This is a genomic window from Microbacterium paraoxydans (assembly GCF_900105335.1).
Classification (GTDB): Bacteria; Actinomycetota; Actinomycetes; order Actinomycetales; family Microbacteriaceae; genus Microbacterium; species Microbacterium paraoxydans.
Genome location: NZ_LT629770.1, coordinates 2,072,218 through 2,098,054 on the forward strand (window position 1 = coordinate 2,072,218; position 25,837 = coordinate 2,098,054).

Sequence of the window (25,837 nt, forward strand, 5' to 3'; positions counted from 1 at the left end):
GCGGTGGCGGGGGTGCGGAGATCGTCGGCGGGGTCGGCGCGTCGGCGTCGGTCATCGGTCTTCGTCTCCCTCGGTCACACGCGGGCCCGCACGGCGCGCCCCTCCGCCGACCAGCGTAATCGCAACCTGCGCGGAGGTCGCCGCTAAGCGGCCGGATGAGTCTGCTCCAACGCCTCCATTGACATGCAACGTTTTACCCGCTGATACTTGGCTCGTTAGATACCGACCCGACTATGCGAGAGGAGGAGCTATGTCGTTCACAGTTCGGGCAACCAAGGAACGTGACATCAGCTGGGGTGTTCTCTGAGAACGCGCACGCCACCCCGTATCGCTCGGCCTCCTCGGTCGAGCGATACGGGGCCGGAAGGAACTTCATGCGACCGCAGATCAAAAGAGCGCTACCCATCTATTGGCTCGCTGACGATGTCGTCCGCATCGGCGCGCAGCAGGGGATCACGAAGGAGCTCACCGACCCGCAGGGCCAATTGCGCGTCCTGTTACCGCTGCTCGACGGCAGGCGTGAGTACGGCGACGTCCTTCGAGAGGCGTGCCAAGCCCTCGTCGACCTGTCTGAAGACGACGTGCGCGAGGGGATCCAGTATCTCGACGCAAGCGGCCTCATCGAGGACGCGTGCTCTTACGACAGCCTGCCCGTTCGGCTGGAGGCCAATCAGACGTTCTTTGCGGCCGCCGCCGAGAATACGCAGGCAGCGGCGAATCGTGCCCAGCACGTTCTCCGCGAGTCTCATGTCGTTCTGCTCGGGCTCGGAGGGGGCGGAAGCGCAAGCCTCCCGCAGCTTCTGGCGTGCGGCCTCCGTAAGCTCACCATCCTCGACTACGACGTCGTAGATGAGAGCAACCTCAACCGGCAGACTCTGTTCCGGACGAGTGATATCGGGCGGAAGAAGACCGACGTAAGCGCAGAGTATTGTCGAGCGTTCGCTCCGGACGTCGATGTCGAGGTGTTCGATCTGAAGGTCGCCTCGGTGGACGACATCATTCGGGTCGCGCGGGGAGCCGACGTCATCATCTGCGCCATCGATGAGCCTCGGTTCATTGCCCAACGCCGTGCGAACGCCGCGGCGGTGCGGCTCGGAATCCCCGTCGTCATCATGCTCACTCAGCACACCAGCGGCCGCTTCTTCTCGGTGGTTCCGCGAGAGTCCGGCTGCCTCGATTGCTTGCACATCTTCGACGAACTCAACACGGATGGCTTCCTGCGGCAGTTCCATGCACTGATGTCGCCGGCGAGAGACGCGGCGACCGCGGCGATTGCGCCGCACATTCAGAGGCTCACGTCCTTCGGCGTGGACGAGGCGATGCGCCTGATCACCGGATACGCGGCCCCTTTGGGTCTCGGCCGACAGGTCGAGGTGAACTACATCTCAGGAGCGCTCCGCATCATCATGAACTGGGATCGACACCCGGGCTGCCCGACGTGCGGATCGGGCGACTCCCAGTTCGACTACATCTTCGATGCCGACCCGCTGTGAATCCGCCTCGGCTGGGTCTCTGGCGCGTCCGCGACTATCGGGCGTGGTTCGCCGGTGACACGCTCACCCAAGTCGGCCTGAGCATCGGGGCCTTCGCCTTCACTCTTCTCGGCTACTACGTCACATCCGACGCCTTTCTCGCAGGGCTGATCGGCACTGTCTCGGCCGTCGCGCGGGCGGTGTCGACCCTTCCTGGTGGCGTTCTCGCCGACAGGTTCGACGCCCGAAGGCTGATGATCTGGTCGGGCGCGTCCGCGTTCGCAATCTACGCAGGGCTGTCGGCGATGTACGTCACGGGCACGCTGACGACAGCTGCGCTCATCGTCATCGCGGCAGGAGAGGGGCTCGTCGTGGGGCTCTTCTTCACGGTCACGGACGTCGCGCTCCCGCGCATCGTCGGGAAGCGATTCCTGGCCGAGGCATCCGCAGCCAACCAGTCTCGCGACGCAGCCATCCGGCTTGCGGCGGCACCGGTATCGGGGCTGCTCTTCGGTGTGCACCCTTCGTTGCCGCTGATCGTCTCGGCGGTCGCTCGGCTCGGAGAAGTCGGATCCGCCCTCGCGATACGCAAGGACCTCAGCCCCGAGGGCCTCGGTGACGGAGCGGGGGTGCGATCGCTCGCCGCAGGTCGTCGTTGGCTGGCGGTGTGGCGTCAACCGCGAACCCTCATCGGTCTGATCGTGCTGGTCAACTTCTGCCTGGGTGCCTGTGGAATGACCATCGTGCTCAGCCAGCAACAGACAGGCACCCCCGCGTGGCAGATCGGAACCATCCAGACCATGCAGGGCGCAGGCGTGCTCGCAGGTGGAGCCGTCGCGGGATGGATACTCCGCCGATACAGCGGGCGCGCGATCGTGCGCCTATCGATCTGCATGATCACTCTGGCGTTCACCGCTCTTCTCGTTACTCAGAGCGTTCCCGCTGTGGCGGTCATCGGCTTCGTCGCCTCGATGCCGTTGATACCTCTCAACGCCGTGCAGGGGTCGTACCTCGCGTTGATCATCCCCGACCAGATCCGCGGTCGCGTGCTGTCGCTTTCGTCCTTGCTCGGAGCGCTCGCCGGCGGTGCCGCGCCTCTGCTGGCCGGAGCGCTTCTGGAGTACGCCGGTTACTACCTTGCGGTCGGGGTGCCTCTCGCCATCCTCGCGGGCACGGCGGTGGCCGCTGCGCTCTCCAGGGCGGTCGGAGCTATTCCCCGGAGGAGCGAGTTCGACCAGGTCGAACCGCTTCCCCTGTCCGCGGGTGCCATCGCAGACGCGTGATGAGCACGCCGAGCAGGCACAGCGCGCCCCCCACGAACATGAGCGGGGTGGGCACCTCCCCGAGGATCAGCCACGACAGCAGGATCGTGAGGGCCGGGACCACGTACGTCGTCGCTGAGGTCTTCCCCGCGGTGCTGCGCTGCAGCACGTACGCCCAGGTGGTGAAGGCGATCGCGGTGGGGAAGATGCCGAGGTAGACCACCCACAGCGTCGCGTCGAGGGGCGCCGTCTGCACGTCGGCGATCAACGCGCCGAGCCAGGGAAGCAGGGCGATCGTGCCGGCGGCCGCCCCGAGCCAGGTCAGCGTGGTGGCGTCGGCCCCCGAGGTGAGCAGGTGTTTCTGCAGCAGGGTGCACCCCGCGTACATGACCGCGGCGAGAAGGGCCAGCAGGAGGCCCGTGAGGTCGGGGCCGGTGCTGCTGGTGGAGTTCATGCCGATGAGGACCACCCCGAGGAAGGCGATGGGGGCGCCGATCACGAGGGGGCGGGGGAATCCCTCCCGGAGGAAGAGACCGCTGAAGACGACGACCATGAGCGGCGCCAGGTTCACGACCATCGCGGCGGTTCCGGCGTCGAGGGTGCGTTCGGCGCTGTTGAGGGCCAGGTTGTAGATGCAGAACCATCCGACGCCCCACACGGCGATCAGCAGCCAGCGGCGGCGCTCCGGGAGCCGGATGCCGTGCCGCAGCGCGATGATCGTCAGCACGAGGGTGCCCACGGCCATGCGCAGCAGCGCCAAGGCCCCGGGGTCGTAGTGCGGCCCCGCGCCACGGATCCCGATGAAGGCCGAGGCCCAGAGCACCACCGTCACCGCGGCCGCGAGCAGGACCAGGGCGCCGCGCGATCGGGCCGGCGAGCCCTGCGGGTCGAGCCGCTCCGATGCCCTGATGTCCTGTCGCACCGTCCGATCCTGGCACCGGCCGCCGACATCGGCCATGCGCGGAAGCGACAGCCGTCGTCGCATTCCCGCCAGCGTCGCCGCGGGGCACTGCTAACGTCGAAGAGCAGCCACTGTCCGGGCGGGTCGAGCGTTCCGCTCCCACCGGGGAAGAACTGTCCTCCTCTCCCGGATACGGCTGCGCCCGATACATGACGGAAGAGTTTGAGGACGATACGTGACGAACAGTGAACGAGTAGCGATCATCGGCGCCGGCCCCTCGGGGATGGCGCAGCTGCGGGCCTTCGAGTCCGCGGCCCGTGCGGGGGCGGAGATCCCCGAACTGGTCTGCTTCGAGAAGCAGGCCGACTGGGGCGGCCAGTGGAACTACACCTGGCGCACCGGGCTGGACGAGTACGGCGAGCCCGTGCACTCCAGCATGTACCGCAACCTGTGGTCGAACGGCCCGAAGGAGGCCCTGGAGTTCGCCGACTACACCTTCGACGAGCACTTCGGACGGCCGATCTCGTCGTACCCGCCGCGTCCGGTGCTGTGGGACTACATCGCCGGGCGTCTCGCGAAGACGCAGGTGCGCGACCTCATCCGTTTCGAGACCGCGGTGCGCTGGGTGGAGTTCGACGAGGAGCGTGAGGTGTTCCGCCTCACCAGCGAGCACCTGCCCACCGGACGCACGACCACGGAGGAGTTCGACCGGGTCGTCGTGGCCAGCGGTCACTTCTCCTTCCCGAACGTGCCGCACTTCGACGGCATCGAGACCTTCCCCGGATCCGTCGCCCACGCGCACGACTTCCGGGGCGCGGAGGCCCTCGCCGGGCGGGACGTGCTCGTGATCGGGTCGAGCTACTCGGCGGAGGACATCGGCAGCCAGGCGTTCAAGATGGGCGCCCGCTCGGTCACCGCGAGCTACCGGACCGCGCCGATGGGATACGACTGGCCGGAGGGCTTCGAGGAGCGTCCGTGCGTCGAGCGCTTCGAGGGCCGTACCGTGCACTTCGCCGACGGCACCTCGAAGGAGGTGGACGCGGTCATCCTCTGCACCGGCTACCTGCACAAGTACCCGTTCCTGCCCGCGGAGCTCGCCCTGTCCTCGCCGAACAACGTCTACCCCGACGGGCTGTACCGGGGGGTGCTCTGGCAGGGCAACCCGCGCCTGGCCTACCTCGGCGCGCAGGACCAGTGGTTCACCTTCAACATGTTCGACGCGCAGGCCTGGTTCGTGCGCGACGTCATCCTCGGCCGGATCGCCCTCCCCGACGAGGGCGAGCGTGCCGCGTCCATCGCCGCGTGGCGGAAGCGGTTCGCTGAGATCGACTCGGCGGCGACAGAGATCCGCTTCCAGGCCGACTACATCCGCGACCTGCTGGAGTGCACCGACTATCCGGCGTTCGACCTCGATCGCGTCGTGGAGATCTTCCTCGCCTGGAAGCACGACAAGAAGGCCGACATCATGGGCTACCGCGACCGCGTGTACCCCTCGGTCATGACCGGGACGCTCGCCGCCGCACACCACACCCCGTGGCTGGACGAGCTCGACGACTCCCTCGAGCGCTATCTCGAGGCCGACGCGCTCCTCGTCTGATCGCCGACCCACCCCCTTCCGGCCGTCCCACCCCTTTTCGTACGTTCGCAAGGGGGTGGGGCGCACGGAAAGGGGTGGCTCACGGCCTGGCCCGACGCCGCCCGATCCCCACGACGAGCGCGGCGGTGGCGAGGATGATCGCGGCGATGAGGAGCACCCAGAGCGCGACGCCGCCGTAGCCGCCGTTCAACGAGGGATCGAGGAAGGGGTACGGGTACCACCACGGGTTCCCGGTCGCGGGTGCGGTCACGAGGTTCGCGCGGAGCAGGGTGTAGACGACCCACACGATCGGGAAGAGCGCGGCGATCCCCACGGTGCCCCGGCCGAGGGCACGACGACGCGGCGCGAACAGCACGTCGGCGAGCAGGACGAGCGGGATGACGACGTGCAGCACCTCGTTCGACCAGGCGACCGTGGCCCCCTGCGGCAGCGCGATCCCGCGGAGCAGCGTGTTGTAGACGACGCCCGTGACGATCATGTAGGTGCTCGCGCACACGAGCAGCGTCGCCAGCCACGTCGGTTCGATTCTCGCGTCGCGGTGCGTCAGCCCCCAGACCCCGCCGACGGCCAGCACCACCGCTGCCAGCACGTTGGAGAGGATCGTGAAGAAGCTGAAGAAGTTCGCGAACACGGTGGGCAGGTGCGCGCCCCACGCGGTGTCTGCGGCGAGGGCGATCTCCAGGGTGCGCACGAGCTGCGCGACGATCGCCGCCACCGCGAGCGCCGCCGCCGCGAGTCGGATGTAGGGCCACCACCGCATCATCGCCACCTCCGTCGCCACTGTAGCGGGATCGAAACCGTGCCTCCCCCCCCCCGGGTGTGGGATCGAAACCGTGCCTCCGGCGACCCCGGGAGGAGCAGATTCCGTCCCGTATCGCGCTTCCCCGGCGGACAAGCTTCGGCAATGATGGTCGAGATGGCGTCACGAAGGCCACGGACCCGCCGGAGGTAGTCATGTCGTACGACATCGAAGTGTATGGAAAGCTCCGGCTCGCACCGTCCGAGGTGCAGACCGGGACGAGTTCAGTCACAGCGAGCGAGATCGCTGGCGAGGGGCTCGTTCAGGCCTTCACTCATGATTCAGGGGAGTACTGCTTCATCGTCGACGGGCCCCACGACGTCGGCGGCGAAGACATGGACAGTGTTCCCACCGGTCTCCCCGACAACGTGCGCTTCCGGTACGCAGTCGTCGTCGAAGGTTCTGCGCAGCCGCATATCGGACACGCGCTGCGTTTCGCGGATGAGCTTGCCGGGGTGGTGGGAGGGGTCGTGCACGACCCACAGGTCGTCGTGGAGGAGACGTCCGACCCTCGATACGTGTCACGGAGGACCGGGCCCAGCCGCGAGAAGTTCCTGCACGTCGAGTGGTTCCGGCGCTTCGACGAGGAAAGCCCTTCGTTTGCCCAGATGTATCTCGAGTCGGCGAAGGAGCATCTTCCGGCCGCACTGCCCACCGTGTTCGGGTTCAGCGAGCCACTACGAGGAAAGCTCGCAGCGGAGGGGGCGGAAGGGGTCGACCGCATCTACCGAGAGGATGGTGACCGCAGCAGACTGGTCCTCCGAGGGCGGAAGCCGCTCATCTCGGGATTTGTCAGTGGGTGGTCCGATCAGTCCATCGCTGAACAGCAGCGCGTCCGGCTCGTCTTCGACGCGGCGGCGCTCTCCAAGCCTCGGTTCGTCAGTGCCTTCGAGAGCTTCTTCATCGAGTTGGCACGGCGTTCGAGCAGCTTCTTCTCGTACGCCGAGGTCACGCAGTCCCGCTTCTCACCGACGATGGCGCTGCCGCAATGGGGTGAGTGGCCGGGGCTGCCGCAGAGCCCTCCGTGGCTGAGCTGGTTCTCCACGGAGTACGCCGACCTTGTCCGCCCGCATCTGACCGCGGGTGCGCATCGCGAGCTGAGCGGCGGCATGGTCTATCGCTCGAACATGCCCGCGACGAGCGTCAGCGCTTCATGGACGGAGCCGGGGGCCTGGGTCCCCTCCGAGTTCGTTCCTGTTCAGGCGGATCCTGACAATCCCCGCAAATCGACGGCTCGCGCGAGCGAGATGCCCGTCGCGCTCCTGTCATTGGACTACTTCGTCAAGGTCCGGTGAACGCGAGTTTTCGCACGATAGCGTCGGTGGGGCCGCTCGGAGGGCAAGCTTCCTGGCCAGTGCGAGGGGAGAAGACAGGTGTCATACGATCTTGACGTTTTCGGGAGCGTGAGAGTGAGCCCTCGTGAGTTGGCGAAGATCGCCGCACCACATGGCCGCCACCCGATCTCGTGGGCTCGGTCCACACCACACCAGGCGGTCCCCGTGGGATCGCACAGGCGAAGGTCGTGCCGGAATCGCTACGAGTCCCTTCCTCGTGAGCGGAAGTGCTGGTCCTCGGTGAGCCTTCGTCGACGAACGCGCGCCAGCGCCTGATACGTGATCGAAACCGCGCCTCCAGGGCCTCGGGCCGGTGCGTATTCCGTCCCGTATCGCGCTTCCGAGGGCTGTCGGAGGCCTGCCGATAGGATGGGAGAGCCCGATCGGGCCAGCTCATCCGCCGGTGGAATCCCGGCGAGAGGCATCATCCAGGGGGTTACCCATGCCAGGAATCGTTATCGTCGGCGTGCAGTGGGGCGACGAAGGAAAGGGCAAGGCCACCGATCTGCTCGGTGAGCGCACCGACTGGGTGGTGAAGTTCAACGGCGGCAACAACGCCGGGCACACCGTCGTCGTGGGCGATGAGAAGTACGCCCTGCACCTGCTGCCCTCCGGCATCCTGTCGCCGGGCGTAAACCCGGTCATCGGCAACGGCGTGGTCATCGACCTCGAGGTGCTCTTCTCCGAGCTGGAGGCCCTGTCCGCCCGCGGCATCGACGTCTCGCGGCTCAAGGTCAGCGCCAATGCGCACATCATCACCCAGTACCACCGCACGCTCGACAAGGTCACCGAGCGTTTCCTCGGCAAGCGCAACATCGGCACGACCGGCCGCGGCATCGGTCCGGCCTACGCCGACAAGATCAACCGCGTCGGCATCCGCGTGCAGGACCTCTTCGACGAGAACATCCTGCGCCAGAAGGTCGAGGGCGCCCTCGATCAGAAGAACCACCTCCTGGTGAAGGTCTTCAACCGCCGCGCCGTCACCTGCGACGAGATCGTCGACGACCTGCTCTCCTACGCCGAGCGTCTGCGTCCGATGGTCGCCGACACCGGCTACCTCATCGACCAGGCCCTGAGCCGCGGCGAGGTCGTCGTGTTCGAGGGTGGTCAGGCGACGATGCTCGACATCGACCACGGCACCTACCCGTTCGTCACCTCGTCCTCGGCCACGGCCGGTGGCGCCTCGACCGGCTCCGGGGTCGGCCCCGGCGCCCTCGACCGCATCGTGGGCATCGTCAAGGCCTACACGACCCGCGTCGGCTCCGGTCCGTTTCCGACCGAGCTGTTCGACGAGCAGGGTGACTGGCTGCGCAAGCAGGGCTTCGAGTTCGGCACCACCACCGGGCGTCCCCGCCGCGTGGGCTGGTACGACGCCCCCATCACCCGGTACGCCACGCGCATCAACGGCATCACCGACCTCGTGCTCACGAAGCTCGACATCCTCACGGGCCTGGAGAAGATCCCCGTGTGCGTCGCCTACGACGTGGACGGGGAGCGGTTCGACGAGGTGCCGGTGAACCAGACCGACTTCCACCACGCGAAGCCGATCCTGGAGTACTTCCCCGGGTGGAGCGAGGACATCTCGACCGCGCGCACCTTCGAGGACCTTCCGCAGACGGCGCAGGACTACGTGCTCGCGCTGGAGGAGATGAGCAACACGCGCATCTCGGTGATCGGCGTCGGTCCGGAGCGCGATCAGGTGATCGTGCGCCACGACCTGCTCGACTGACCGGCATGACGCGGTTCTGGCTCGGGGGCTACGGCCCGGCGATGGAGGGCTCCGCCGAGGGGATCGGCGTGCTGGCAGGCGACGAGGGTCGGGAGGCCACGACGCTGGCCTACCGCGGGCCCGTGACGCAGACGCCGTCGCCGTCGTGGCTGGCGGCGCATCCGTCCCTCGACGTCGTGTACGCGGCGCTGGAGGGCGATGCCGCCGTGCAGGCGTTCGCGCGCACCGGGGAGCTGGCGCTGACGCCGCTCGGCGATCCGGTGGCGACGGGGGACGGCGTCTGTCATCTCGCGGTGTCGCCGAACGGCCAGACGCTCGTCGCCAGTTGCTACGGCGACGGGCGGGTCGTCCGGTTCGCACTCGCCGCCGATGGTCGTCTCGTGCCGGCCAAGGAGGACGCCGCCGCGGCCCTGCGCGCCGCCCTGTTCGGCGACGGCGATCCGGATGCGGCACCGGCGACTCCCGCCGGGGACGGCGTCGCGGCGGTCGACCCGTACGGCGACGCGGGCCGCGCGTCGCACGCGCACGCCGCAGCCTTCCTGCCGGACGGGCGCGTGGCGACGACCGACCTCGGCTTCGATCTCGTCCGGTTCTGGCGCCTGCAGGGCACCGGGCTCGTCCTCGATCAGGAGGTCGTGCTTCCGCGCGGCACCGGTCCGCGCCACATGGTCGTGCATCCGAGTGGTCACCTGCATGTCGTGACCGAGTACTCCTGCGAGGTCTTCACACTTGCGGCGGCCGCCGACGGCACCTGGGGCGTCGTCTCCTCGGCTCCGGCGAGCCCCATCGCGCAGATCGGCGTGGACTTCCCCGCCGAGCTCGCCCGCTCGAAGGACGGCCAGTTCCTCTACACCGCCCTCCGCGGCAGCAACACCATCGCGGCGCTGCGAGTGCGCGGCAGCGGTGAGGCCCTGGAACCGGTCGCGCTCGCCGACTCCGGAGTCGACTGGCCGCGACACCACCTCGTCTACCAGGGCAAGCTCCTCGTCGCCGGTCAGCGCTCCGACACCGTCACGCTGCTCGACCTCGACGACCGCACCGGGGTCCCGCTCGGAATCCGGCACGAGGCGCAGGCTCCCGCGCCGACGAGCATCCTCCCGCTCCGCTGACGCCGGGCCGGTCGTACTCTTCTTTAGAGGCTTGACCTCAACCATTCTTGAGGTTCTAGCGTCGTCCTCATGACGACCGAGACCGGGTGCACCGCGCCGTCCACGCCCGCTCCGCCCCGCATCCTCGGCAGCGAGTACGTCTGGATCACGATCGGCGCGTGCGCCCTCGTGTTCCTCGGCGCCTTCGAATCGCTGGCGGTCACCACCGTGATGCCGGCGGTCAGCTCCGATCTCGACGGCGAGCGGCTGTACGCGCTGGCCTTCGCCGGACCGCTGGCGACGAGCGTGATCGGCATGGTGGTCGCCGGCAACTGGTCCGATCGGCGGGGTCCCGTGGTGCCGCTGTACGCCTCCGTCGCCCTGTTCACCGTGGGGCTGCTCGTCGCGGGGCTCGCGCCGACCATGGAGGTGCTCGTCGCGGGACGCTTCGCGCAGGGTCTCGGCAACGGCGGACGCATGGTGGCTCTCTACGTCGTGGTCGCCCGGGTGTACCCGACGTCCCTGCATCCGGCGATCTTCGCCGGGTTCGCCGCCGCGTGGGTCGTCCCCTCCCTGATCGGTCCGACGATCGCGGGTGCGGTCACGGAGGTGTGGAGCTGGCACTGGGTCTTCCTCGGGGTCGTGGTGCTCGTCGTGCTCGCGCTGCTGATGGTCGTCCCGGCCCTCCGCGGGCTCGCGCGCAGCGGAGACGCCACCACGCCGTGGGCTTTCGGGCGGCTGGGGTGGTCGGTGCTCGCCGCCGCCGCTGTGCTCGCCCTCGACCTCGTGGGCGAGGTCCCGGTCGCCGGGCCCTTCCTGTCGGCGGCCGCGGTGGTGATTGCGATCGCGGCGGTGCGCCCGCTCCTTCCGCGGGGCGCGCTCGTCGCCCGCCGGGGCCTGCCGTCGGTGATCCTCGTCCGTGGTCTCGGGGCGGCGGCGTTCTTCGGGGCGCAGATCTACCTGCCGTACCTGCTCACTGATCGGTACCTGCTGTCGCCGACCCTCGCCGGGCTCGCGCTGACCGGGGGTGCGCTGGCCTGGTCGGCGGCGGCGACTGTCCAGGGGCGAATGGGCGAGCGCCTGTCGAGCGTGACCGCGGTGCGGGCGGGGACGATCCTCGTGGTCGTCGGGATCGCCCTGATCCTGGTGATCACGGTCACGCAGGCCGCCCCGCTGCTCGCCGCCCTCGCCTGGGTCGTTGCGGGTGCGGGCATGGGGTTGATGAGCCCGCGATCCAGTGCGCTCGTCCTCGCGACGTCCTCCCCGGCGGAACAGGGCTTCAACAGCGGAGCCATGACCGTGGCCGACTCCTTCGGGAGTGCGCTCGCCCTCGCCGTCACGGGCTCGCTCTTCGTCACGCTCGGGGCCGTAGCCGGCGTGGATGCGTTCGCGGGAGTCTTCGCGCTCGCCGCGGTGATCGGTGCGGCGGCGGCCGTCCTCGCCCCGCGGACAAGGAGCACGGAGCCCGCTGCGGAGTGATTTGCGCGGGCTGTGCGGGCACCTCTACCCTGGTGAACGGTGTTCAGGTGAACACCGTTCAGGAAGGAACACCCGATGGCATCCACCCCCCGCGACACCTCCGCGACCCTCGGCCGCGTCGCCGTCTTCGCCGCGCTCATCATCGTGCTCGGCACGGTCGTCGTCCCGCTGCCCGGCGGGGTGCCCATCACCGGACAGACGCTCGCCGTCATGCTCGCCGGTCTCGTCCTCGGCCCGCGGGTCGCACCGTGGTCGGTCGCCCTCGTCCTCCTGCTCGCGGCGGTCGGACTCCCCGTGCTCGCGGGTGGGCGCGGAGGTCTCGGGGTCTTCGTCGGCCCCACGGCGGGGTACCTGCTCGGCTGGATCGTGGGCGTCGTCGTCATCGGACTGCTGATGCGCACCGGTCGCCCGACCTGGTGGCGTACCGCGCTCGCGGCCTTCGTCGGCGGTGTGCTCGTCGTCTACGCCTTCGGCATCCCCGTCCAGGCTCTCGTCACCGGCGTCCCCCTCGACCTCACGGCCCTCTCGACCTTGGCCTTCCTGCCCGGCGACCTCATCAAGGTGACCGCAGCCACCCTCATCGTCATGGCCCTCCGTCGCGCCTATCCCCGGGCCTTCGCGGACCCCCGCACCGTCCCCTCCGTCGTCGCCTGACCCTCGGGCCGCCCCTGCTCGTCCCGTCGACTCCCCGTCGTGCACCCGGAAGGTCGGAAACCGGATCCGACACCGCGAAGGACGGGCATATCGGCGGACGGGAACAACTCACCCGTGACTCGACGTTCCTCATGAGCGAGACTGGGCCACGGACCGCCGCGGCCACGAGAGGGGCGAGCATGACTGCTGCCGACAAGACCGACGAATACGACCTCATCGTGCTGGGCGGTGGTCCGGTCGGGGAGAACGTGGCGGACCGTGCCGTGCAGGGCGGTCTCACCGCGATCATCGTGGAGAGCGAGCTCGTCGGCGGGGAGTGCTCCTACTGGGCGTGCATGCCGTCGAAGGCGCTGCTCCGCTCGGCCCAGGCGCTCCGTGCCGCGCAGCACGTCGCGGGCGCCGCGCAGGCCGTGACCGGGGCCCTCGATGTGCGCGCCGTGTTCGAGCGCCGCGACTCCTTCACGAGCAACTGGTCCGACGACGGGCAGGTGAAGTGGCTGGAGTCCGCCCACATCGACCTCGCCCGGGGTCACGGCCGGCTGACCGGGGAGCGCGAGGTCACGGTGACCGACCAGGACGGCGGCACCCGGGTGCTGCGCGCGCGTCATGCCGTCGCCATCAGCACCGGTTCGGATGCTGTGATCCCGCCGATCGAGGGCCTGCGGGAGGCCTCGCCCTGGACGAGCCGCGAGGCGACCAGCGCCGAGGAGCTGCCCGACAGTCTCGCGGTCATCGGTGGCGGCGTGGTCGCGGTCGAGATGGCCACCGCGTACGCCGCGCTCGGCTCGTCGGTGACGCTGCTCGCGCGCAGCGGGCTGCTGGGCGGGATGGAGCCCTTCGCCGGAGAGCGCGTGGCCGACGGCCTGCGTGAGCTCGGCGTCGACGTCCGCACCGACACCGGCACGACGGCGGTGCACCGCGACGGGGACCGGGTGACCATCACCCTCGACAACGGGGAGACGGTGACCGCGGCGGAGGTGCTCGTCGCGACCGGGCGCTCTCCGCGCAGCGCCGACATCGGGCTCGACGTGGCTGGCCTTGAGCCGGGCCGCTGGATCGAGACCGACGACACCCTCCGTGTCCCCGGGCACGACTGGCTCTACGCCGTGGGCGACGTCAACGGCCGCGTGCTGCTGACCCACCAGGGCAAGTACCAGGCGCGTGCCGCGGGTGACGTCATCGTCGCGCGGGCGAAGGGCGAGAGTGTGGATGACGCACCCTGGGGGCGTCACGCCGCCACGGCCGACCACGCCGCGGTGCCCCAGGTCACCTTCTCGATCCCGGAGGTCGGGTCTGTCGGCCTCACCGAGGCGGCAGCGAAGGGCGCCGGCACCGCCGTCCGGGTCGTCGACTACGACCTCGGGTGGGTGGCGGGCGCGAGCCTGTACGAGGATGGCTTCGCCGGGCAGGCGCGCCTGGTCGTCGACACCGACCGCGACGTCGTCGTCGGTGCGACGTTCGTCGGCCCCGAGGTCGCCGAGCTCGTGCAGGCCGCGACCATCGCGATCGTCGGTGAGGTCCCGATCGCCCGACTCTGGCACGCCGTGCCCTCCTACCCCACGATCAGCGAGATCTGGTTGCGCCTGCTGGAGGGCTACGGCCGCGACTCGGCCTGATCCGGGCAATCCGATTCCGGTCGCGTGACGAACAGAACGCGCATTGTGTCCCAGATTGACGACCCCGCGCGCAACCCGGTGCCGGATGTCGCACCCGTCTTATACGCTCGAACCCACATCCGAGGAGGCAGGACCATGAAGGCTGTACTCGCAGGAAACGTCATCGCCGAGGCCGACCAGGACGACCTCATCCGCATCGAGGGGAACTGGTACTTCCCGCCGGCATCCGTCGCGCCGGACGCCCTCGTCGAGAGCCCCACCCCGTACACGTGTCCGTGGAAGGGCGAGTGCCAGTACTACTCCGTCCAGGTCGACGGGGAGCTGCACAAGGATCTCGCGTGGTCGTATCCGCATCCGTATCCGTCGGCGTTCGACCGGGTCGGCAAGGACTTCTCCGGCTACGTCGCCTTCGCCCCGGGCGTCGAGGTCTCGGCCTAGTCCCGCACGACGCACGACCGCACGTCCGCACGACCGTCGGAGAGACACCCTCATGATCGAGTTCCGCAACGTCACGAAGCGCTTCCCCGACGGGACGCTCGCCGTCGACGACTTCAGCCTCGTGCTGCCCTCCCGCAAGACCACCGTGTTCGTCGGATCGTCCGGCTGCGGGAAGACCACCCTGCTCCGGATGATCAACCGCATGGTGGAGCCGACGTCGGGGGAGGTCGAGATCGACGGGGAGAGCGTGCTGTCGGGCGACCCGGTCGCCCTGCGCCGGCGCATCGGCTATGTGATGCAGAACTCCGGGCTCATGCCGCATTTCACCGTCATCGACAACGTGGCCACCGTGCTGCGGCTGAACGGGGTGAAGCGTAAGCAGGCGCATGAGCGTGCTCGCGAGCTGCTCACGACCGTCGGCCTCGACCAGGCGCTCGCCGAGCGGTATCCGAGTCAGTTGTCGGGTGGTCAGCAGCAGCGCGTCGGGGTGGCCCGCGGACTCGCCGCCGACCCGAACATCCTCCTCATGGACGAGCCGTTCGGTGCGGTCGACCCCATCGTGCGCGCCGACCTCCAGCAGGAGACCCTGCGGCTGCAGCACGAGCTCGACAAGACGGTCGTGTTCGTCACGCACGACATCGACGAGGCCTTCCTCCTCGGCGACCAGGTCGTCATCCTCGACAAGGGCGCCCGGATCGTGCAGGTGGGCAGCCCGAGCGAGATCATCGAGAACCCGGCCGACGACTTCGTCTCGTCCTTCATCGGAGCCGACCGCGGCCGCCGTGCGCTGCACCTCAAGCAGACTCCGCGGGGAACCGTCGTCGTCGACTCCGAGGGGCGCACGCAGGGAGCGATCGTCGACGCGCCGGAGGGCGCGGTCGACGAAGCCGACACGGTGAGGGCGGCCCCGTGAACTGGGTCGGCGACAACCTCGGGCTGATCCTCGAGCTCACCGCGGTGCACCTGCAGCAGAGCGCGATCGCGATCGTGCTCGGTTTCGTGCTGGCGCTCCCGCTGGGGTGGGTGGCCTGGCGCTATCAGCTCGTGAAGGGTCCGGTCATCGTCCTCACCGGGCTGCTCTACACGATCCCCTCCCTCGCCCTCCTCATCCTGCTGCCGTCGGTGGCGGGCTACCCGGCGCGCAGCCCGGCCAACCTCGTCATCGGCCTGACGATCTACGCGATCGCGATCCTCGTCCGCGCGGTATCCGACGGCCTGGACTCGGTCGACCCCGCGATCCGGCAGTCGGCGGTCGCGATGGGCTACGGCGGGTTCCGCCGCTTCTGGACGGTCGACTTCCCGCTCGCCGGGCCGGTCATCCTCGCGGGCCTCCGAGTGGCGGCGGTGAGCACCATCTCGCTCGCGACGGTCGGCATCCTCGTCGGCGTCACGAACCTCGGCTACCTGTTCACGAACGGCCTCCAGCGCCGCATCCTCGCCGAGGTCTTCACCGGCATCGTCGCCGTCGTCGTCATCGCCCTGGTCATCGACCTCCTGCTGGTCCTCCTCGGGCGGGCCCTCATGCCGTGGACGCGGGCGGCGGCCACCCCTGCCGCTGCGCGGCGGACGATCACGCTGAGGACGGCCGCATGAACGTGTTCACCGAGGCCTTCGCCTGGCTGTTCTCACCCGACCGCTGGGTCGGGACGTACTCCCTCCCCGTCCTGTTCGGCCAGCATGTCTTCTACACGGTCATCTCCGTGCTGATCGCCGCGGTGATCGCCGTACCGCTCGGCTGGCTCATCGGGCACACCGGGAAAGGGCGGGAGATCGCGGTCGCCGTCTCCGGAGCGGCCCGCGCCATCCCGTCCTTCGGCCTCATGGTGCTGCTGGTGCTCCTGCTCGGGGTGCTGCGCACGCCCCTCGCGGCGATCATCACCTTCGTCGTCCTGGCGATCCCGTCCCTGCTGGCCGGCGCCTACACGGGCCTGGAGGCGGTCGACCGCCGAACCATCGACGCCGCGCGGGCGATGGGGATGACCGGCTGGCAGGTGTTCTGGAAGGTCGAGGTGCCGCTCGGCATGCCGCTGCTGGTCGGCGGCCTCCGCTCGGCGCTGCTGCAGGTCATCGCCACGGTGACGATCGCGGCCTACGTGAACCTCGGCGGCCTCGGCTGGCCGATCATCCAGGGCATCCCGCTCCGCCGCTTCGACCAGGTGCTCGGCGGCGCGATCCTCGTCGCGGTGCTCGCGCTCCTCGTCGACCTCCTGCTCGCGCTCGCCCAGCACGCCGCGGTGCCCCGCGGTGTGCGCACCCGTCCGCAACGACGCCGCGCTCGGGCGACCGCCCCCGCGGCCGCCCCCGCCTGAACCACAGCATCGTCCCCCAGAGAAGAGGAAGTCCATGTTCACCGCACGAAAGTCCCGCCTCGCCCTTGCCGGCGGCGTCGCGCTCGCCGCCGCCCTCGCCCTCTCCGGCTGCGCCAACAGCAACCCGCTGGACGCGCCCACCGACGACGCCGGCGACGGTGGTGGCAGCGACACCATCGTCATCGGCTCGCAGGCCTACTACTCGAACGAGATCATCGCCGAGATCTACGCGCAGGCGCTCGAGGCCGCCGACTTCGACGTCGACCGCCAGTTCAGCATCGGCCAGCGCGACGCCTACATGCCGGACGTCGAGTCCGGGGCGATCGACCTGTTCCCCGAGTACACGGGCAACCTGCTCGAGTACCTGGACAAGGATGCGACCGCCACCAGCCCGGACGACGTCTACGCGGCCCTGAAAGACGCGCTCCCGGACGGCCTCACCGCGCTGGACTACGCCGAGGCCTCCGACCAGGACACCTACACGGTGCTCAAGAGCTTCGCCGAGGAGAACGACCTCACCTCGATCGCCGACCTCGCAGACGTCACCACCCCGGTCACGATCGGCGCGGCTCCCGAGTTCGAGCAGCGTCCGTACGGTCCCGCGGCGGCCAAGGAGGTCTACGGCGTCGACCTGGCGTTCTCCGCTACCGGTCCCACGACGCTGGAGTCGCTGCTCGCCGGCGAGATCCAGGTCGCGGACATCTACTCGGCCGATCCGGCATTCCAGACCGAGGACATCGTGGCGCTGGAAGACCCGGAGAACATCATCCTGGCCTCGAACGTCGTCCCGATCGCTTCCAGCGACGTGGCCGACGAGATCGCCGACGTCATCAACGGCATCAGCGCCAAGCTGACCGCCGAGGAGCTCGTCGCCCTCAACGTGCAGAGCACGGTCGACCAGAAGTCGGCGGAGGACATCGCGAAGCAGTGGCTGACGGACAACGACCTCGTCTGAATCGTCTCCCCGCGAAGCGCCCGGCCCTCAGGGGGCGGGCGCTTCGTCGTCCTCGACCGCCGGCGTGCACAGCTTCGGAGATCGCGCCCGACACGCCGCGGAGGACCCCGGCCTGACGGTGTGTCGCCCCGGATCTCCGAAGTTGTGCCCTGGGCGGGGGTGGGATCAGGTGCGGGAGTCCTGCTTCGGCACGACCACCTGCTTGACGATGATGAGGATCGAGGCGGTGACGGGCACGGCCACGAGGGCGCCGAGCAGCCCGAGGAGCGTGCCGCCGGCGAGGGCGCCGATGACGACGAGCGAGCCCGGCACGGCCACCGCCTTGTTCATGACCCGGGGGGTGAGCACGTACGCCTCGATCTGCATGTAGACGAGGTAGACGGCGGCGAAGATCAGCGCGGCGATCGGGTTCGTGAACAGCGCGAGGATGGTGCCGATCATCCAGAACAGCACCGAGCCGACGAGCGGGATGAGCGTGACGCAGAAGGCGATCGCGGCCATGAGCGGCGGGAACGGCAAGCCCAGCACGGTGTAGAGGATGAGGGCGAGAGTCGCGTTGCAGAACGCCAGGACGACCATCCCCATCACATAGCCGCCCACGGAGTCGGTGATCTGCTGGGAGATGTCGCCGGCGCGGCCGCGGTCGCGGGCCGGGACCAGGCGCAGCAGCCCCTGGCGCATGGCCGGCAGGGTCGCGAGGAAGTACAGCGTCAGCACGAGCACCACGATCGCGCCCGAGATACCGCTCGCGATGGACGCGCCGACCTGGAGCGCCCCGCCGCCGATCGTCGCGAGATTGCTGAAGTCCGAGAGGAAATCCTCCACTTCCGACACGAGGTCCTGGAACTGGTCGCCGAACTGGTCGTCGAGGGTGGCGTAGAGGTCGGACTTCGTGAAGTCCTGGATCATGCCGGGAACCGACTTCACGAACCCGGCGATCTGATCCACGACGATGGGCACGATCATCCAGAGGACGAGGGCGACGACGACGATGAGGGCGAGGATGGTCACGACGACGGAGAGCGCACGGGAGATGCCGCGACGCTCGAGGAAGCGGACGGCCGGGTCGAGACCGAGCGCGGCGAACAGGGCGAGAGCGATGTAGATGAGGACGGTGGAGAGGCTGTAGAGCGCGCTGCCGATCACGATCGCCCCGAGACCGCCGAGGGTCACGAGGAACCCGAAGACGAACGGCCGATCGATCCGCGTCCAGAATGAGCGACTGGGCGTGGTCGGCTCGATCACCACGGGGACGGACGGCTTCGCGGCGGCGTCTGGCGCCTCCACCGCGGCACCGACCAGCGCGGCGTCGACGGGGGCGGGGACGGAGTCCGGGGCGGGACCGCCCTGGCCGTCATGCGGAGCGGAGGCCGGCGACTGGTCGTTGCTCATGAGCACACGATAGCGGTGCCCCTCGTCGGAGGCCGGGTGATCCGCGGCTCTAGAGTAGGGGCATGACTGCCGCTGAGGATCCGAAGGCCGAACTGCTCCGGCTGCGTGCGAGCATCGACAACATCGACGCGGCCCTGATCTTCCTGCTCGCGGAGCGGTTCCGCGCCACACAGCAGGTGGGACACCTCAAGGCCGAGCACGCGATGCCGCCGTCCGACCCGAACCGCGAGGAGCAGCAGGTCGCTCGGCTCCGCGCGCTCGCGGAGGACGCCCACCTCGACCCGGAGTTCGCGGAGAAGTGGTTCAACTTCGTCGTGGCCGAGGTCATCCGCCACCACACCGAGGCCGCCGAGGGGCGCTGAGCCCGCGCGTCAGGCCCCGCGCTCGGCGAGCAGCCGGTCGCGCACCTCGCGCCGCAGCACCTTGCCGATGAGCGACCGGGGGAGGTCGTCGACGGCGGTGATCCGGCGCGGCACCTTGTAGGCGGTCAGGTGGGTGCGGCAGAAGTCACGGAGCGCGTCCATGTCCGCCGCCGCGCCCTCGCGGAGCACCACTGCGGCGGCGACCTCCTCGCCGCCGCTCGCCCGAGGGAGCCCCACGACGGCGGCCGCGACGACGTCGGGGTGGGCCTCCAGCGCGCTCTCCACCTCGCTGGGCGCGACGTTGAAGCCGCCGGTGATGATGAGCTCCTTGCGGCGGTCGACAATGGTGACGAACCCGTCGGGAGAGACCTCGGCGATGTCGCCGGTGCGGAGCCAGCCGTTCGGCAACAGGGTCTCGGCCGTCTCGCCGGGGCGCCCCCAGTACCCCTGGAAGACCTGCGGTCCGCGCAGCAGCAGTTCGCCGGGCTCACCCGTGGGTACGTCGACATCGGGGTCGTCGGGGTCGACGACACGGATCTCCGTGCTCGGGAACGGGACGCCGACGGTACCGGGGCGCCGCGTCGGACCCATCGGGTTTCCGAGCGCGACGGGGGAGGCCTCGGTCATCCCGTACCCCTCGACCAGCAGTCCCCCGGTGGCCTCCTCCCAGCGTCGCACCGTCGCCACGGGGAGGCTCATGGCCCCGGAGATCGCGAACCGCACCGTGGAGAGGTCCACCGTTCCGCGTCCGGCCGCGCGGGCCAGCTGATCGTAGATGGGCGGCACCGCGGGGAGGAAGGTCGGCGGGCTCGTGCGGGCGGCGTCTGTGACCAGGCTCACATCGAAGGCCGGGAACAGCACCACCTTCGCCCCGATGCTCAACGCGAACGTGAGGCACAGGGTGAGTCCGTAGGCGTGGAAGAGCGGCAGCACGGCGTAGAACGTCTCCTCGCCGTTGCGGAGTCCGGGCACCCAGGCCCGCCCCTGCATCGCGTTGGCCCGCAGGTTCGCATGGGTGAGGATGGCGCCCTTGGGGAGCCCGGTCGTCCCGCTCGTGTACTGCAGGACGGCGGTGTCGCCCAGCGACGGCCCGGGGGTGCGGCGGGGGAGCCGCCGGTGCGACACGAGCTTCTTCCACGGCGTCAGGTGGCGCGCGCGTGGCGTGCTGGTCAGCTTCGCCCGCGATGCCCGGGCCTTCGGGACGGGGAGTCGCAGCAGGAGGCGCTTCGACAGGGGCATCGCCGCCGTGAGGTCGACGCTCACGATGTGGCCGACCCGGAGATCGTCGGGGAACCCCGCGACGGTATCGGCGACCTTGTCCCACACGATCGCGACGCGGGCCCCGTGGTCCTCGAACTGATGCCGCAGCTCGCGCGCGGTGTATAGCGGGTTGTGCTCGACGACGATCGCGCCGAGACGCAGGACCGCGTAGAACGCGACGACGTGCTGCGGGCAGTTCGGCAGCACCAGCGCCACCCGGTCGCCCTTCGTGACCCCGAGGTGGCGGAGTCCCTCCGCGGCGCGGTCGATCTGCTCGCCGAGCTCCCGATAGCTCGTGACGGCGCCGAAGAACTCGAGGGCGGGGCGACGCGAGTACCGCCGGATGCCGGCGGCAAGCATCTGCGGCAGGGTCTGCGTCGGCTCGTCGATGTCGGCCGGCACGCCCTCGGCATAGGAGCGGAGCCAGGGACGGGAAGACAGCGGCGCGTCGGTCATGCCCTCATCCTCCGACATGGACCTGTGCTCCGCCTCCCCCTTGCGCTCACCACCGCTCGGCGTGCAGTCACCCGTCCGCGAGTATGCCCATGACGATCGCGTCCACCCATTCGCCGTCCCAGCGCAGCGCCTCCCGGCGCCGGCCCTCGACCATGAACCCGGCCTTCTCGTAGGCGCGCTGCGCCCGCGGGTTGAACGCGTACACCTCGAGCTCCACGCGGTGCAGTCCTACGGTGTCGAAGGCGTGACGGATGACCGCGCGCGTCGCCTCCGTCCCGTATCCGGCGCCGAACCATTGCGGGCCGGCGAGAGCAATGCGGAAACCGGCCGAGCCATTGTCCTCGTCCAGGTCGCTGAGGACCACCTCGCCGATGTGCGCGCCGTCTTCGCGACGGAGGATCGCCCAATCCGCCCGGTCGTCCCGGTCGTCGAGCGACCGGAGCCAGGTCTCGACGCCCTCGCGGGTGAAGCGCGCGTGGGTGCCGGTCAACCGCAGCACCTCGGGCTCCTGCAGCGCCGCCCAGGTGCCGTCGAGATGCTCGGGTCCGAGCGGCACGAGGTCCAGTCGCTCGGTGGACAGAGCGGGGACGGGAGTGAGGGAGAGCGCCATCAGACGGTGAGCACCCGCCCCGTGACGATGCCCTCGACCGCGCGCACGTACGCCTGGCCGACCTCGTCGTCGGTGACCGGGCGGTGCCCGGGGAAGGTCGAGAAGTACCCGGGGGAGTTCGCCAGCACGTCGGGCGAGACCGCGTTGATGCGGATGCCCCGCGGGGCCTCGGCTGCCGCCGTGATCACGAACGACTCCAGGGCGCCGTTGGCCATCGCCGCCGCCGCTCCCGACGCGATCGGCTCTCGCGCGAGCACGCCGCTGGTGAGGGTGAGGGAGCCGCCGTCGGTCACGTGGTCGAGGGCGATCCGCACGACGTCGAGCTGCGCGAGGGTCTTCCCGGTGAAGGCGGACAGATAGTCGTCGCGGTCGAGATCGGTTAGCGGCTTGAAGGGCACGGAGCCCACGGCGACCACGACGGCGTCGACCGGGCCGACCCGCTCGAAGAGGCTGCGGATGGAGGCGGGGTCGGTCACGTCCACGCTCTGCTCGCCGGAGCGGGACGCCCGCACGACCTCGTGTCCGCGAACGTCGAGGGTGGCGGCGACGACCCCGCCGATGCTGCCGGTCGCGCCGATCACGAGTGCCTTCATGCGGATTCCTCTCCCAGGACGGACCGAGGCGACGGGTCGCCGCCCCGCGGGATCGAGTCTCCCATCCCTTCCGGGCGGGAGAGGACGGATGACGGGCGCGTCCGTCAGCGCGGGCTGAACTCGGCGGCCACCACGCGGGTCGCCGCGCCCAGCAGGACGGCGTCGTCGAGCGCGCTCGGCACCACGGCCGGTCCGAGCGAGGGGTGCGAGGCGGCACGGACCGCGGCGGCCGTCGCGTCCACGAACTCCGGGGAGACGATCCCGTCCGGACCGCTGAGGACGATCGTGGGCAGGTCGACGGCGGCGGCGATGACCGAGAGCGACGTGCCGAGCCGGGCGCCGGCGGCGGTGAGCACCGTCGCGTGGTCTGCGCCCGGGGTCTCCAGGCGCCGGGCGATCGCGGGAGCCGCGGCCCACGCATGGACGCAGCCGTCGCGGCCGCACAGGCACAGCTCGCCGGGGTCGCCACCCGCACCGACGTGCGCGAGCTCACGGGCGCCGATGGATCGTTCGACCGGGGCGCCGTCGTCGCCGACGACGCGGATCGCGGTGCCGATGCGGGTCCCGAGGCGGACGAGGAGGAAGTCGGTGCCGACGGCACCGAACCGCTGCTCGGCGTCGGCCACGAGATCAGCGTCGTCGAAGAGGTGCACGGGGGCGTCGAGGATCTCCGCGAGTCGCGGTCCGAGACCGAGCAGCGCGGAGGAGCCGGTGGGCACACCGATGCCGATCCCGAGCGCGGGCCCGTCGGTGAGGCTGCGCAGTTCCGCGACGAGACCGGCGACGGCTTCCGCGGCGTCGGGGGTACGCGGCCGATGGAGGCGATGCGAGAGGCGGCCGTCGGGCGAGGCCAGCGCCCCGATGACCTCACCGGGCACGGAGAGGTCGAGCGCGATGACCTGCACGGCCCGCTGGTCGAACTCGAGCATCACGGCGGGCTTTCCCGGCCGGGACTCCTGACTGGGTCCGCTCTCCCGGATCACGCCGTCGGCGAGCAGATCGCGCACGACGTCGGAGACGGTGGGGCGGGCGAGGCCGGTGAGCCGGGAGAGATCCGCGCGGCTGAGAGCCGACTGCTCCATGAGCGTGCGCAGGACGAGGGCGCGGTTGCGTTCCCGGATGCCGCGAGCGTGGCCGTTGGACGACGCCTGCGCGGCTCGTGCCCGATCGGCGGGGCGCTCTAGGATCTGGGGGTAGCGCATGATGCTCCTCCCGATCGACGCTCGGGCTGACTAAGTTCAATGAATAAACTAACGGACCGAGCGTACGGAGCGGTACGCGCGCTGTCAATCGACGGACCTCGGCCCCGAGAAGGAACTCGCAGATGTTCACCCACGACGACGCGCTGGACACCCAGGCGGCGGTTCGGCGAGCGAACCTGCGGCGGGCGCTCCAACTCGTCTTCCAGGCGTCCGGTTCGCAGACGCGCGCAGGGATCGCGCGGGCGACCGGCCTGACAGCGGCGACCGCATCGTCCCTCGTCGCGGAACTCATCGAGCACCGGCTCATCGCGGAGGGCGAGCAGGCGGTGAGCACGGGGGGCAAACGCGCGACCACGCTCAGCATCGACGCGGAGCATCATCTGATCCTCGTGCTCGTCGTGCAGCCGACCAGTGCGTACCTGGCGCTCGTCGCCCTCGACGGCTCCGAGGTCGCCCGCCGCAGCATCGCGTACACCGTGCAGACGCGCGACCGGGTCCTGGACGAGACCGTCGCGGAGGTCGTGGCGACCTCCGGGGAACGGCTGCTCGCGGTCGGTGTGCAGGTCCCGGGGACGACGGACGGCCGCACGGTGCTGGAGAGCGTGCAGCTGGAGTGGCACGAGGTCCCGCTCGCGGACCGCTTCGAGAGCATCACCGGCGTCCCGGTCCTCCTCGTCAACGACGTCGACGCCGAGGCCATCGCGGAGGCGGGGCTGGATGCCGCGCCCTCGGGCTACCGGCTGTTCATCCACAGCGGAGGCGGCATCGGCGCCGCCGTCACCCTCGACGGCGAGCTCGCGCCGGGGCCCCGTGATCGGGCCGGGGAGATCGGTCACGTGCAGGTCGTCTTCGGCGATGCCGCGCGTCCCTGTCGTTGCGGCCGTCGCGGCTGCCTGGAGTCGGCGGCTGCGATGGGACCGATGCTGGGGGAGGAGTTCTCGGACGCGCTGGACGTGCCGGCCGTCCGCGCTCTCGTCTCCCGTGCGGATCAGGCACTGATCGACGATGGGGCCCGCGCGTTGGCCCGCGCCATCAAACTCATCGGGGCGCTGCTCGATCCCATCGAGGTCGTCATCGGCGGTCCTGCGACGGAGCTCGGCCCCCGGTTCCTGGAGCGGGTCCGCGCCGAGAGCGGCTATCCCGCCCGCGGCACCGCCGACGTCCCCATCCGATATGCCGATCCGCGTGTCACCCCGTCCGCGGGTACCGCGCAGGCCGCCCTCACCGCCGTCCTCGGCGTGCGGTGGAGTCCCGACCAGCTCCGCGCCGGCGGCCCCCGCCCCTGACCTCGCCGTCCCCGACGTTCCGGCTGCACGACCCGGATACGGGTGCACGACCGGACCCGTCCGGAACCCCTGCACGCATGCCGCGGTCGTGCAGGTGTTCCGGACGCGTTACTGGGTTACTTCACGCTGCCGGCGGTGAGGCCGCCCACCAGGCGCTTCTCGATGAGCATGAAGAGGATGATGACCGGCAGGATCGCCACGATCGAGACGCCGAACACGTACTGCCAGCTCGTCTCGTACTGACCGACGAACTTCGTGAGGGCGACCGACAGCGGCTGGTTCTTGTCCGTCGACAGGATCACCAGCGAAGCGGCGAACTCGTTCCAGCAGGCCACGAACGTGAACACGATCGCGGTGACGATGCCCGGCCAGACGAGCGGGAGGTTGATCCGGAACAGGACCGTGAGGCGTCCGGCGCCGTCGATCTGCGCCGCCTCGTCGACCTCCTTCGGGATGCCGGCGAAGAACGAGTGCATGATCCACACGGCGAACGACAGGTTGAAGGCCGCGTTGATGAAGATCATGGCGGTCCAGGTGTCGCCGAGGCCGAGGACGGTGAACTGCCGGAACAGACCCGACGTGAGCACCGCCGGCTGCAGCATCTGCGTCACGATCACGAGGAACAGGAACACCATGCGGCCGGGGAAGCGGAACCGGGCCGTGTAGTACGCCGCGGGGAGCGACACGAGCAGCACCAGGAGCGTCGCGAACACGGAGATGACGATGGTCGAGACGAGGTTGTACGGCAGCGGCGTCTCGGGCGTCGACCACATCGTGAGGTAGTTCTCCCAGTGCCACTCCACCGGGAGGTAGGTCGGGTCGACCGAGCGGATCTGCGCCTTCGTCTTCACCGATCCGAAGAACATGATGAGGTACGGCAGCACGAAGATCGCGAGCACGAGGAACCCGGCGGCGGTGCGCAGGATCACGCGGGGCAGCGACACCTGATCCGCGGTGTAGCGGCGCCGGCGGCCGGGGATGGGCGGGGTGCGTCGTCCGCGGGAGTCGGCGGTGGTCACGAGGGCGGTCTCGGTCACGGTCAT

Annotated in this window: 24 protein-coding genes; 16 read left to right on the top strand and 8 right to left on the bottom strand. The window is 69.8% G+C overall.

The window, feature by feature from the left end:
* Positions 1-374 precede the first annotated feature (374 nt).
* Positions 375-1,493 carry a HesA/MoeB/ThiF family protein gene (locus BLU02_RS10345; protein ID WP_167627843.1) on the top strand — a complete coding sequence of 373 codons (1,119 nt, stop codon included), beginning with the start codon at positions 375-377 and terminating at the stop codon, positions 1,491-1,493.
* Positions 1,490-2,755: an MFS transporter gene (locus BLU02_RS10350; protein WP_060922316.1), complete on the top strand. Its 1,266-nt coding sequence runs from the start codon at positions 1,490-1,492 to the stop codon at positions 2,753-2,755. Before BLU02_RS10345 ends, BLU02_RS10350 begins: the two co-directional genes overlap by 4 nt.
* Here BLU02_RS10350 and BLU02_RS10355 read toward each other — a convergent pair.
* The gene (locus BLU02_RS10355; RefSeq protein WP_231919549.1) at positions 2,682-3,656 is read right to left on the bottom strand and encodes a DMT family transporter; all 975 of its coding nucleotides are present in this window, start codon (positions 3,654-3,656) and stop codon (positions 2,682-2,684) included. The genes BLU02_RS10350 and BLU02_RS10355 overlap by 74 nt on opposite strands.
* A 214-nt stretch (positions 3,657-3,870) precedes the next feature.
* Between BLU02_RS10355 and BLU02_RS10360 the strand changes: the two genes are divergently transcribed.
* Positions 3,871-5,232, top strand: a complete 1,362-nt coding sequence (locus BLU02_RS10360; protein WP_082750063.1) for a trimethylamine monooxygenase — start codon at positions 3,871-3,873, stop codon at positions 5,230-5,232.
* A 79-nt stretch (positions 5,233-5,311) separates the two neighbouring features.
* Here the strand turns inward: BLU02_RS10360 and BLU02_RS10365 are convergent, their stop codons facing one another.
* The gene (locus BLU02_RS10365) at positions 5,312-5,995 is read right to left on the bottom strand and encodes a Pr6Pr family membrane protein (RefSeq protein WP_060922331.1); all 684 of its coding nucleotides are present in this window, start codon (positions 5,993-5,995) and stop codon (positions 5,312-5,314) included.
* A gap of 191 nt (positions 5,996-6,186) precedes the next feature.
* Here BLU02_RS10365 and BLU02_RS10370 point away from each other — a divergent pair, with 191 nt between their 5' ends.
* The 11 genes from BLU02_RS10370 (at position 6,187) to BLU02_RS10420 (ending at position 17,633) form a co-directional block, all read left to right on the top strand.
* Positions 6,187-7,326, top strand: coding sequence for a hypothetical protein (locus BLU02_RS10370; protein WP_060922319.1), 1,140 nt, complete (start codon positions 6,187-6,189; stop codon positions 7,324-7,326).
* Between the two features lie 481 nt (positions 7,327-7,807).
* On the top strand, positions 7,808-9,094 hold the full coding sequence (locus tag BLU02_RS10375) for an adenylosuccinate synthase (protein ID WP_060922320.1): 1,287 nt from the start codon (positions 7,808-7,810) through the stop codon (positions 9,092-9,094).
* Positions 9,095-9,099: 5 nt separating this feature from the next.
* On the top strand, positions 9,100-10,203 hold the full coding sequence (locus BLU02_RS10380; RefSeq protein WP_060922321.1) for a lactonase family protein: 1,104 nt from the start codon (positions 9,100-9,102) through the stop codon (positions 10,201-10,203).
* A gap of 69 nt (positions 10,204-10,272) precedes the next feature.
* On the top strand, positions 10,273-11,661 hold the full coding sequence (locus tag BLU02_RS10385; protein WP_060922322.1) for an MFS transporter: 1,389 nt from the start codon (positions 10,273-10,275) through the stop codon (positions 11,659-11,661).
* Between the two features lie 75 nt (positions 11,662-11,736).
* Positions 11,737-12,315, top strand: a complete 579-nt coding sequence (locus tag BLU02_RS10390; RefSeq protein ID WP_060922323.1) for a biotin transporter BioY — start codon at positions 11,737-11,739, stop codon at positions 12,313-12,315.
* 179 nt (positions 12,316-12,494) lie between these two features.
* Positions 12,495-13,931, top strand: coding sequence for a dihydrolipoyl dehydrogenase family protein (locus BLU02_RS10395; RefSeq protein ID WP_060922324.1), 1,437 nt, complete (start codon positions 12,495-12,497; stop codon positions 13,929-13,931).
* Between the two features lie 135 nt (positions 13,932-14,066).
* Positions 14,067-14,369, top strand: a complete 303-nt coding sequence (locus tag BLU02_RS10400; RefSeq protein ID WP_060922325.1) for a DUF427 domain-containing protein — start codon at positions 14,067-14,069, stop codon at positions 14,367-14,369.
* 52 nt (positions 14,370-14,421) lie between these two features.
* Entirely contained in the window at positions 14,422-15,282 is an 861-nt protein-coding gene (locus BLU02_RS10405; protein WP_060922326.1) for an ABC transporter ATP-binding protein, read from the top strand.
* Positions 15,279-15,962: an ABC transporter permease gene (locus tag BLU02_RS10410; RefSeq protein ID WP_025104210.1), complete on the top strand. Its 684-nt coding sequence runs from the start codon at positions 15,279-15,281 to the stop codon at positions 15,960-15,962. The genes BLU02_RS10405 and BLU02_RS10410 overlap by 4 nt, the downstream gene beginning before the upstream one ends.
* Positions 15,959-16,678, top strand: a complete 720-nt coding sequence (locus tag BLU02_RS10415; RefSeq protein WP_060922327.1) for an ABC transporter permease — start codon at positions 15,959-15,961, stop codon at positions 16,676-16,678. Before BLU02_RS10410 ends, BLU02_RS10415 begins: the two co-directional genes overlap by 4 nt.
* Positions 16,679-16,712: 34 nt before the next feature.
* Positions 16,713-17,633: an ABC transporter substrate-binding protein gene (locus tag BLU02_RS10420; protein WP_060922328.1), complete on the top strand. Its 921-nt coding sequence runs from the start codon at positions 16,713-16,715 to the stop codon at positions 17,631-17,633.
* Between the two features lie 165 nt (positions 17,634-17,798).
* On the opposite strand, the gene BLU02_RS10425 is transcribed toward BLU02_RS10420, so the two are convergent.
* The gene (locus BLU02_RS10425) at positions 17,799-19,025 is read right to left on the bottom strand and encodes an AI-2E family transporter (RefSeq protein ID WP_060922329.1); all 1,227 of its coding nucleotides are present in this window, start codon (positions 19,023-19,025) and stop codon (positions 17,799-17,801) included.
* Between the two features lie 62 nt (positions 19,026-19,087).
* Here BLU02_RS10425 and BLU02_RS10430 point away from each other — a divergent pair, with 62 nt between their 5' ends.
* The gene (locus BLU02_RS10430; RefSeq protein WP_025104206.1) at positions 19,088-19,387 is read left to right on the top strand and encodes a chorismate mutase; all 300 of its coding nucleotides are present in this window, start codon (positions 19,088-19,090) and stop codon (positions 19,385-19,387) included.
* Positions 19,388-19,396: 9 nt separating this feature from the next.
* Here BLU02_RS10430 and BLU02_RS10435 read toward each other — a convergent pair whose 3' ends face one another.
* The 4 genes from BLU02_RS10435 to BLU02_RS10450 form a co-directional block, all read right to left on the bottom strand.
* Positions 19,397-21,103: a long-chain-fatty-acid--CoA ligase gene (locus BLU02_RS10435; protein WP_060922332.1), complete on the bottom strand. Its 1,707-nt coding sequence runs from the start codon at positions 21,101-21,103 to the stop codon at positions 19,397-19,399.
* A 67-nt stretch (positions 21,104-21,170) separates the two neighbouring features.
* Positions 21,171-21,713 (bottom strand): GNAT family N-acetyltransferase, encoded by a 543-nt coding sequence (locus BLU02_RS10440; protein ID WP_060922330.1) that lies wholly within the window; start codon positions 21,711-21,713, stop codon positions 21,171-21,173.
* Positions 21,713-22,306: a short chain dehydrogenase gene (locus tag BLU02_RS10445; RefSeq protein WP_083370964.1), complete on the bottom strand. Its 594-nt coding sequence runs from the start codon at positions 22,304-22,306 to the stop codon at positions 21,713-21,715. The genes BLU02_RS10440 and BLU02_RS10445 overlap by 1 nt, the downstream gene beginning before the upstream one ends.
* Positions 22,307-22,410: 104 nt before the next feature.
* Positions 22,411-23,508: an ROK family transcriptional regulator gene (locus tag BLU02_RS10450; protein ID WP_083370965.1), complete on the bottom strand. Its 1,098-nt coding sequence runs from the start codon at positions 23,506-23,508 to the stop codon at positions 22,411-22,413.
* Between the two features lie 122 nt (positions 23,509-23,630).
* Between BLU02_RS10450 and BLU02_RS10455 the strand changes: the two genes are divergently transcribed.
* The gene (locus BLU02_RS10455; RefSeq protein WP_060923386.1) at positions 23,631-24,794 is read left to right on the top strand and encodes an ROK family protein; all 1,164 of its coding nucleotides are present in this window, start codon (positions 23,631-23,633) and stop codon (positions 24,792-24,794) included.
* Positions 24,795-24,910: 116 nt separating this feature from the next.
* On the opposite strand, the gene BLU02_RS10460 is transcribed toward BLU02_RS10455, so the two are convergent.
* Complete coding sequence (locus BLU02_RS10460) at positions 24,911-25,837, bottom strand: carbohydrate ABC transporter permease (protein WP_082750161.1); 927 nt, start codon at positions 25,835-25,837, stop codon at positions 24,911-24,913.

What these genes read in the sequence shown, in the direction of transcription:
- BLU02_RS10405 (WP_060922326.1), top strand. Translation starts at nt 14,422, where the DNA reads ATGATCGAGTTCCGCAACGTCACGAAGCGCTTCCCCGACGGGACGCTC.
- BLU02_RS10455 (WP_060923386.1), top strand. Translation starts at nt 23,631, where the DNA reads ATGTTCACCCACGACGACGCGCTGGACACCCAGGCGGCGGTTCGGCGA.
- BLU02_RS10345 (WP_167627843.1), top strand. Translation starts at nt 375, where the DNA reads ATGCGACCGCAGATCAAAAGAGCGCTACCCATCTATTGGCTCGCTGAC.
- BLU02_RS10445 (WP_083370964.1), bottom strand. Translation starts at nt 22,306, where the DNA reads ATGAAGGCACTCGTGATCGGCGCGACCGGCAGCATCGGCGGGGTCGTC.
- BLU02_RS10375 (WP_060922320.1), top strand. Translation starts at nt 7,808, where the DNA reads ATGCCAGGAATCGTTATCGTCGGCGTGCAGTGGGGCGACGAAGGAAAG.
- BLU02_RS10425 (WP_060922329.1), bottom strand. Translation starts at nt 19,025, where the DNA reads ATGAGCAACGACCAGTCGCCGGCCTCCGCTCCGCATGACGGCCAGGGC.
- BLU02_RS10420 (WP_060922328.1), top strand. Translation starts at nt 16,713, where the DNA reads ATGTTCACCGCACGAAAGTCCCGCCTCGCCCTTGCCGGCGGCGTCGCG.
- BLU02_RS10460 (WP_082750161.1), bottom strand. Translation starts at nt 25,837, where the DNA reads ATGACCGTGACCGAGACCGCCCTCGTGACCACCGCCGACTCCCGCGGA.
- BLU02_RS10440 (WP_060922330.1), bottom strand. Translation starts at nt 21,713, where the DNA reads ATGGCGCTCTCCCTCACTCCCGTCCCCGCTCTGTCCACCGAGCGACTG.
- BLU02_RS10370 (WP_060922319.1), top strand. Translation starts at nt 6,187, where the DNA reads ATGTCGTACGACATCGAAGTGTATGGAAAGCTCCGGCTCGCACCGTCC.
- BLU02_RS10390 (WP_060922323.1), top strand. Translation starts at nt 11,737, where the DNA reads ATGGCATCCACCCCCCGCGACACCTCCGCGACCCTCGGCCGCGTCGCC.
- BLU02_RS10385 (WP_060922322.1), top strand. Translation starts at nt 10,273, where the DNA reads ATGACGACCGAGACCGGGTGCACCGCGCCGTCCACGCCCGCTCCGCCC.
- BLU02_RS10435 (WP_060922332.1), bottom strand. Translation starts at nt 21,103, where the DNA reads ATGACCGACGCGCCGCTGTCTTCCCGTCCCTGGCTCCGCTCCTATGCC.
- BLU02_RS10430 (WP_025104206.1), top strand. Translation starts at nt 19,088, where the DNA reads ATGACTGCCGCTGAGGATCCGAAGGCCGAACTGCTCCGGCTGCGTGCG.
- BLU02_RS10380 (WP_060922321.1), top strand. Translation starts at nt 9,100, where the DNA reads ATGACGCGGTTCTGGCTCGGGGGCTACGGCCCGGCGATGGAGGGCTCC.
- BLU02_RS10415 (WP_060922327.1), top strand. Translation starts at nt 15,959, where the DNA reads ATGAACGTGTTCACCGAGGCCTTCGCCTGGCTGTTCTCACCCGACCGC.
- BLU02_RS10365 (WP_060922331.1), bottom strand. Translation starts at nt 5,995, where the DNA reads ATGATGCGGTGGTGGCCCTACATCCGACTCGCGGCGGCGGCGCTCGCG.
- BLU02_RS10400 (WP_060922325.1), top strand. Translation starts at nt 14,067, where the DNA reads ATGAAGGCTGTACTCGCAGGAAACGTCATCGCCGAGGCCGACCAGGAC.
- BLU02_RS10395 (WP_060922324.1), top strand. Translation starts at nt 12,495, where the DNA reads ATGACTGCTGCCGACAAGACCGACGAATACGACCTCATCGTGCTGGGC.
- BLU02_RS10450 (WP_083370965.1), bottom strand. Translation starts at nt 23,508, where the DNA reads ATGCGCTACCCCCAGATCCTAGAGCGCCCCGCCGATCGGGCACGAGCC.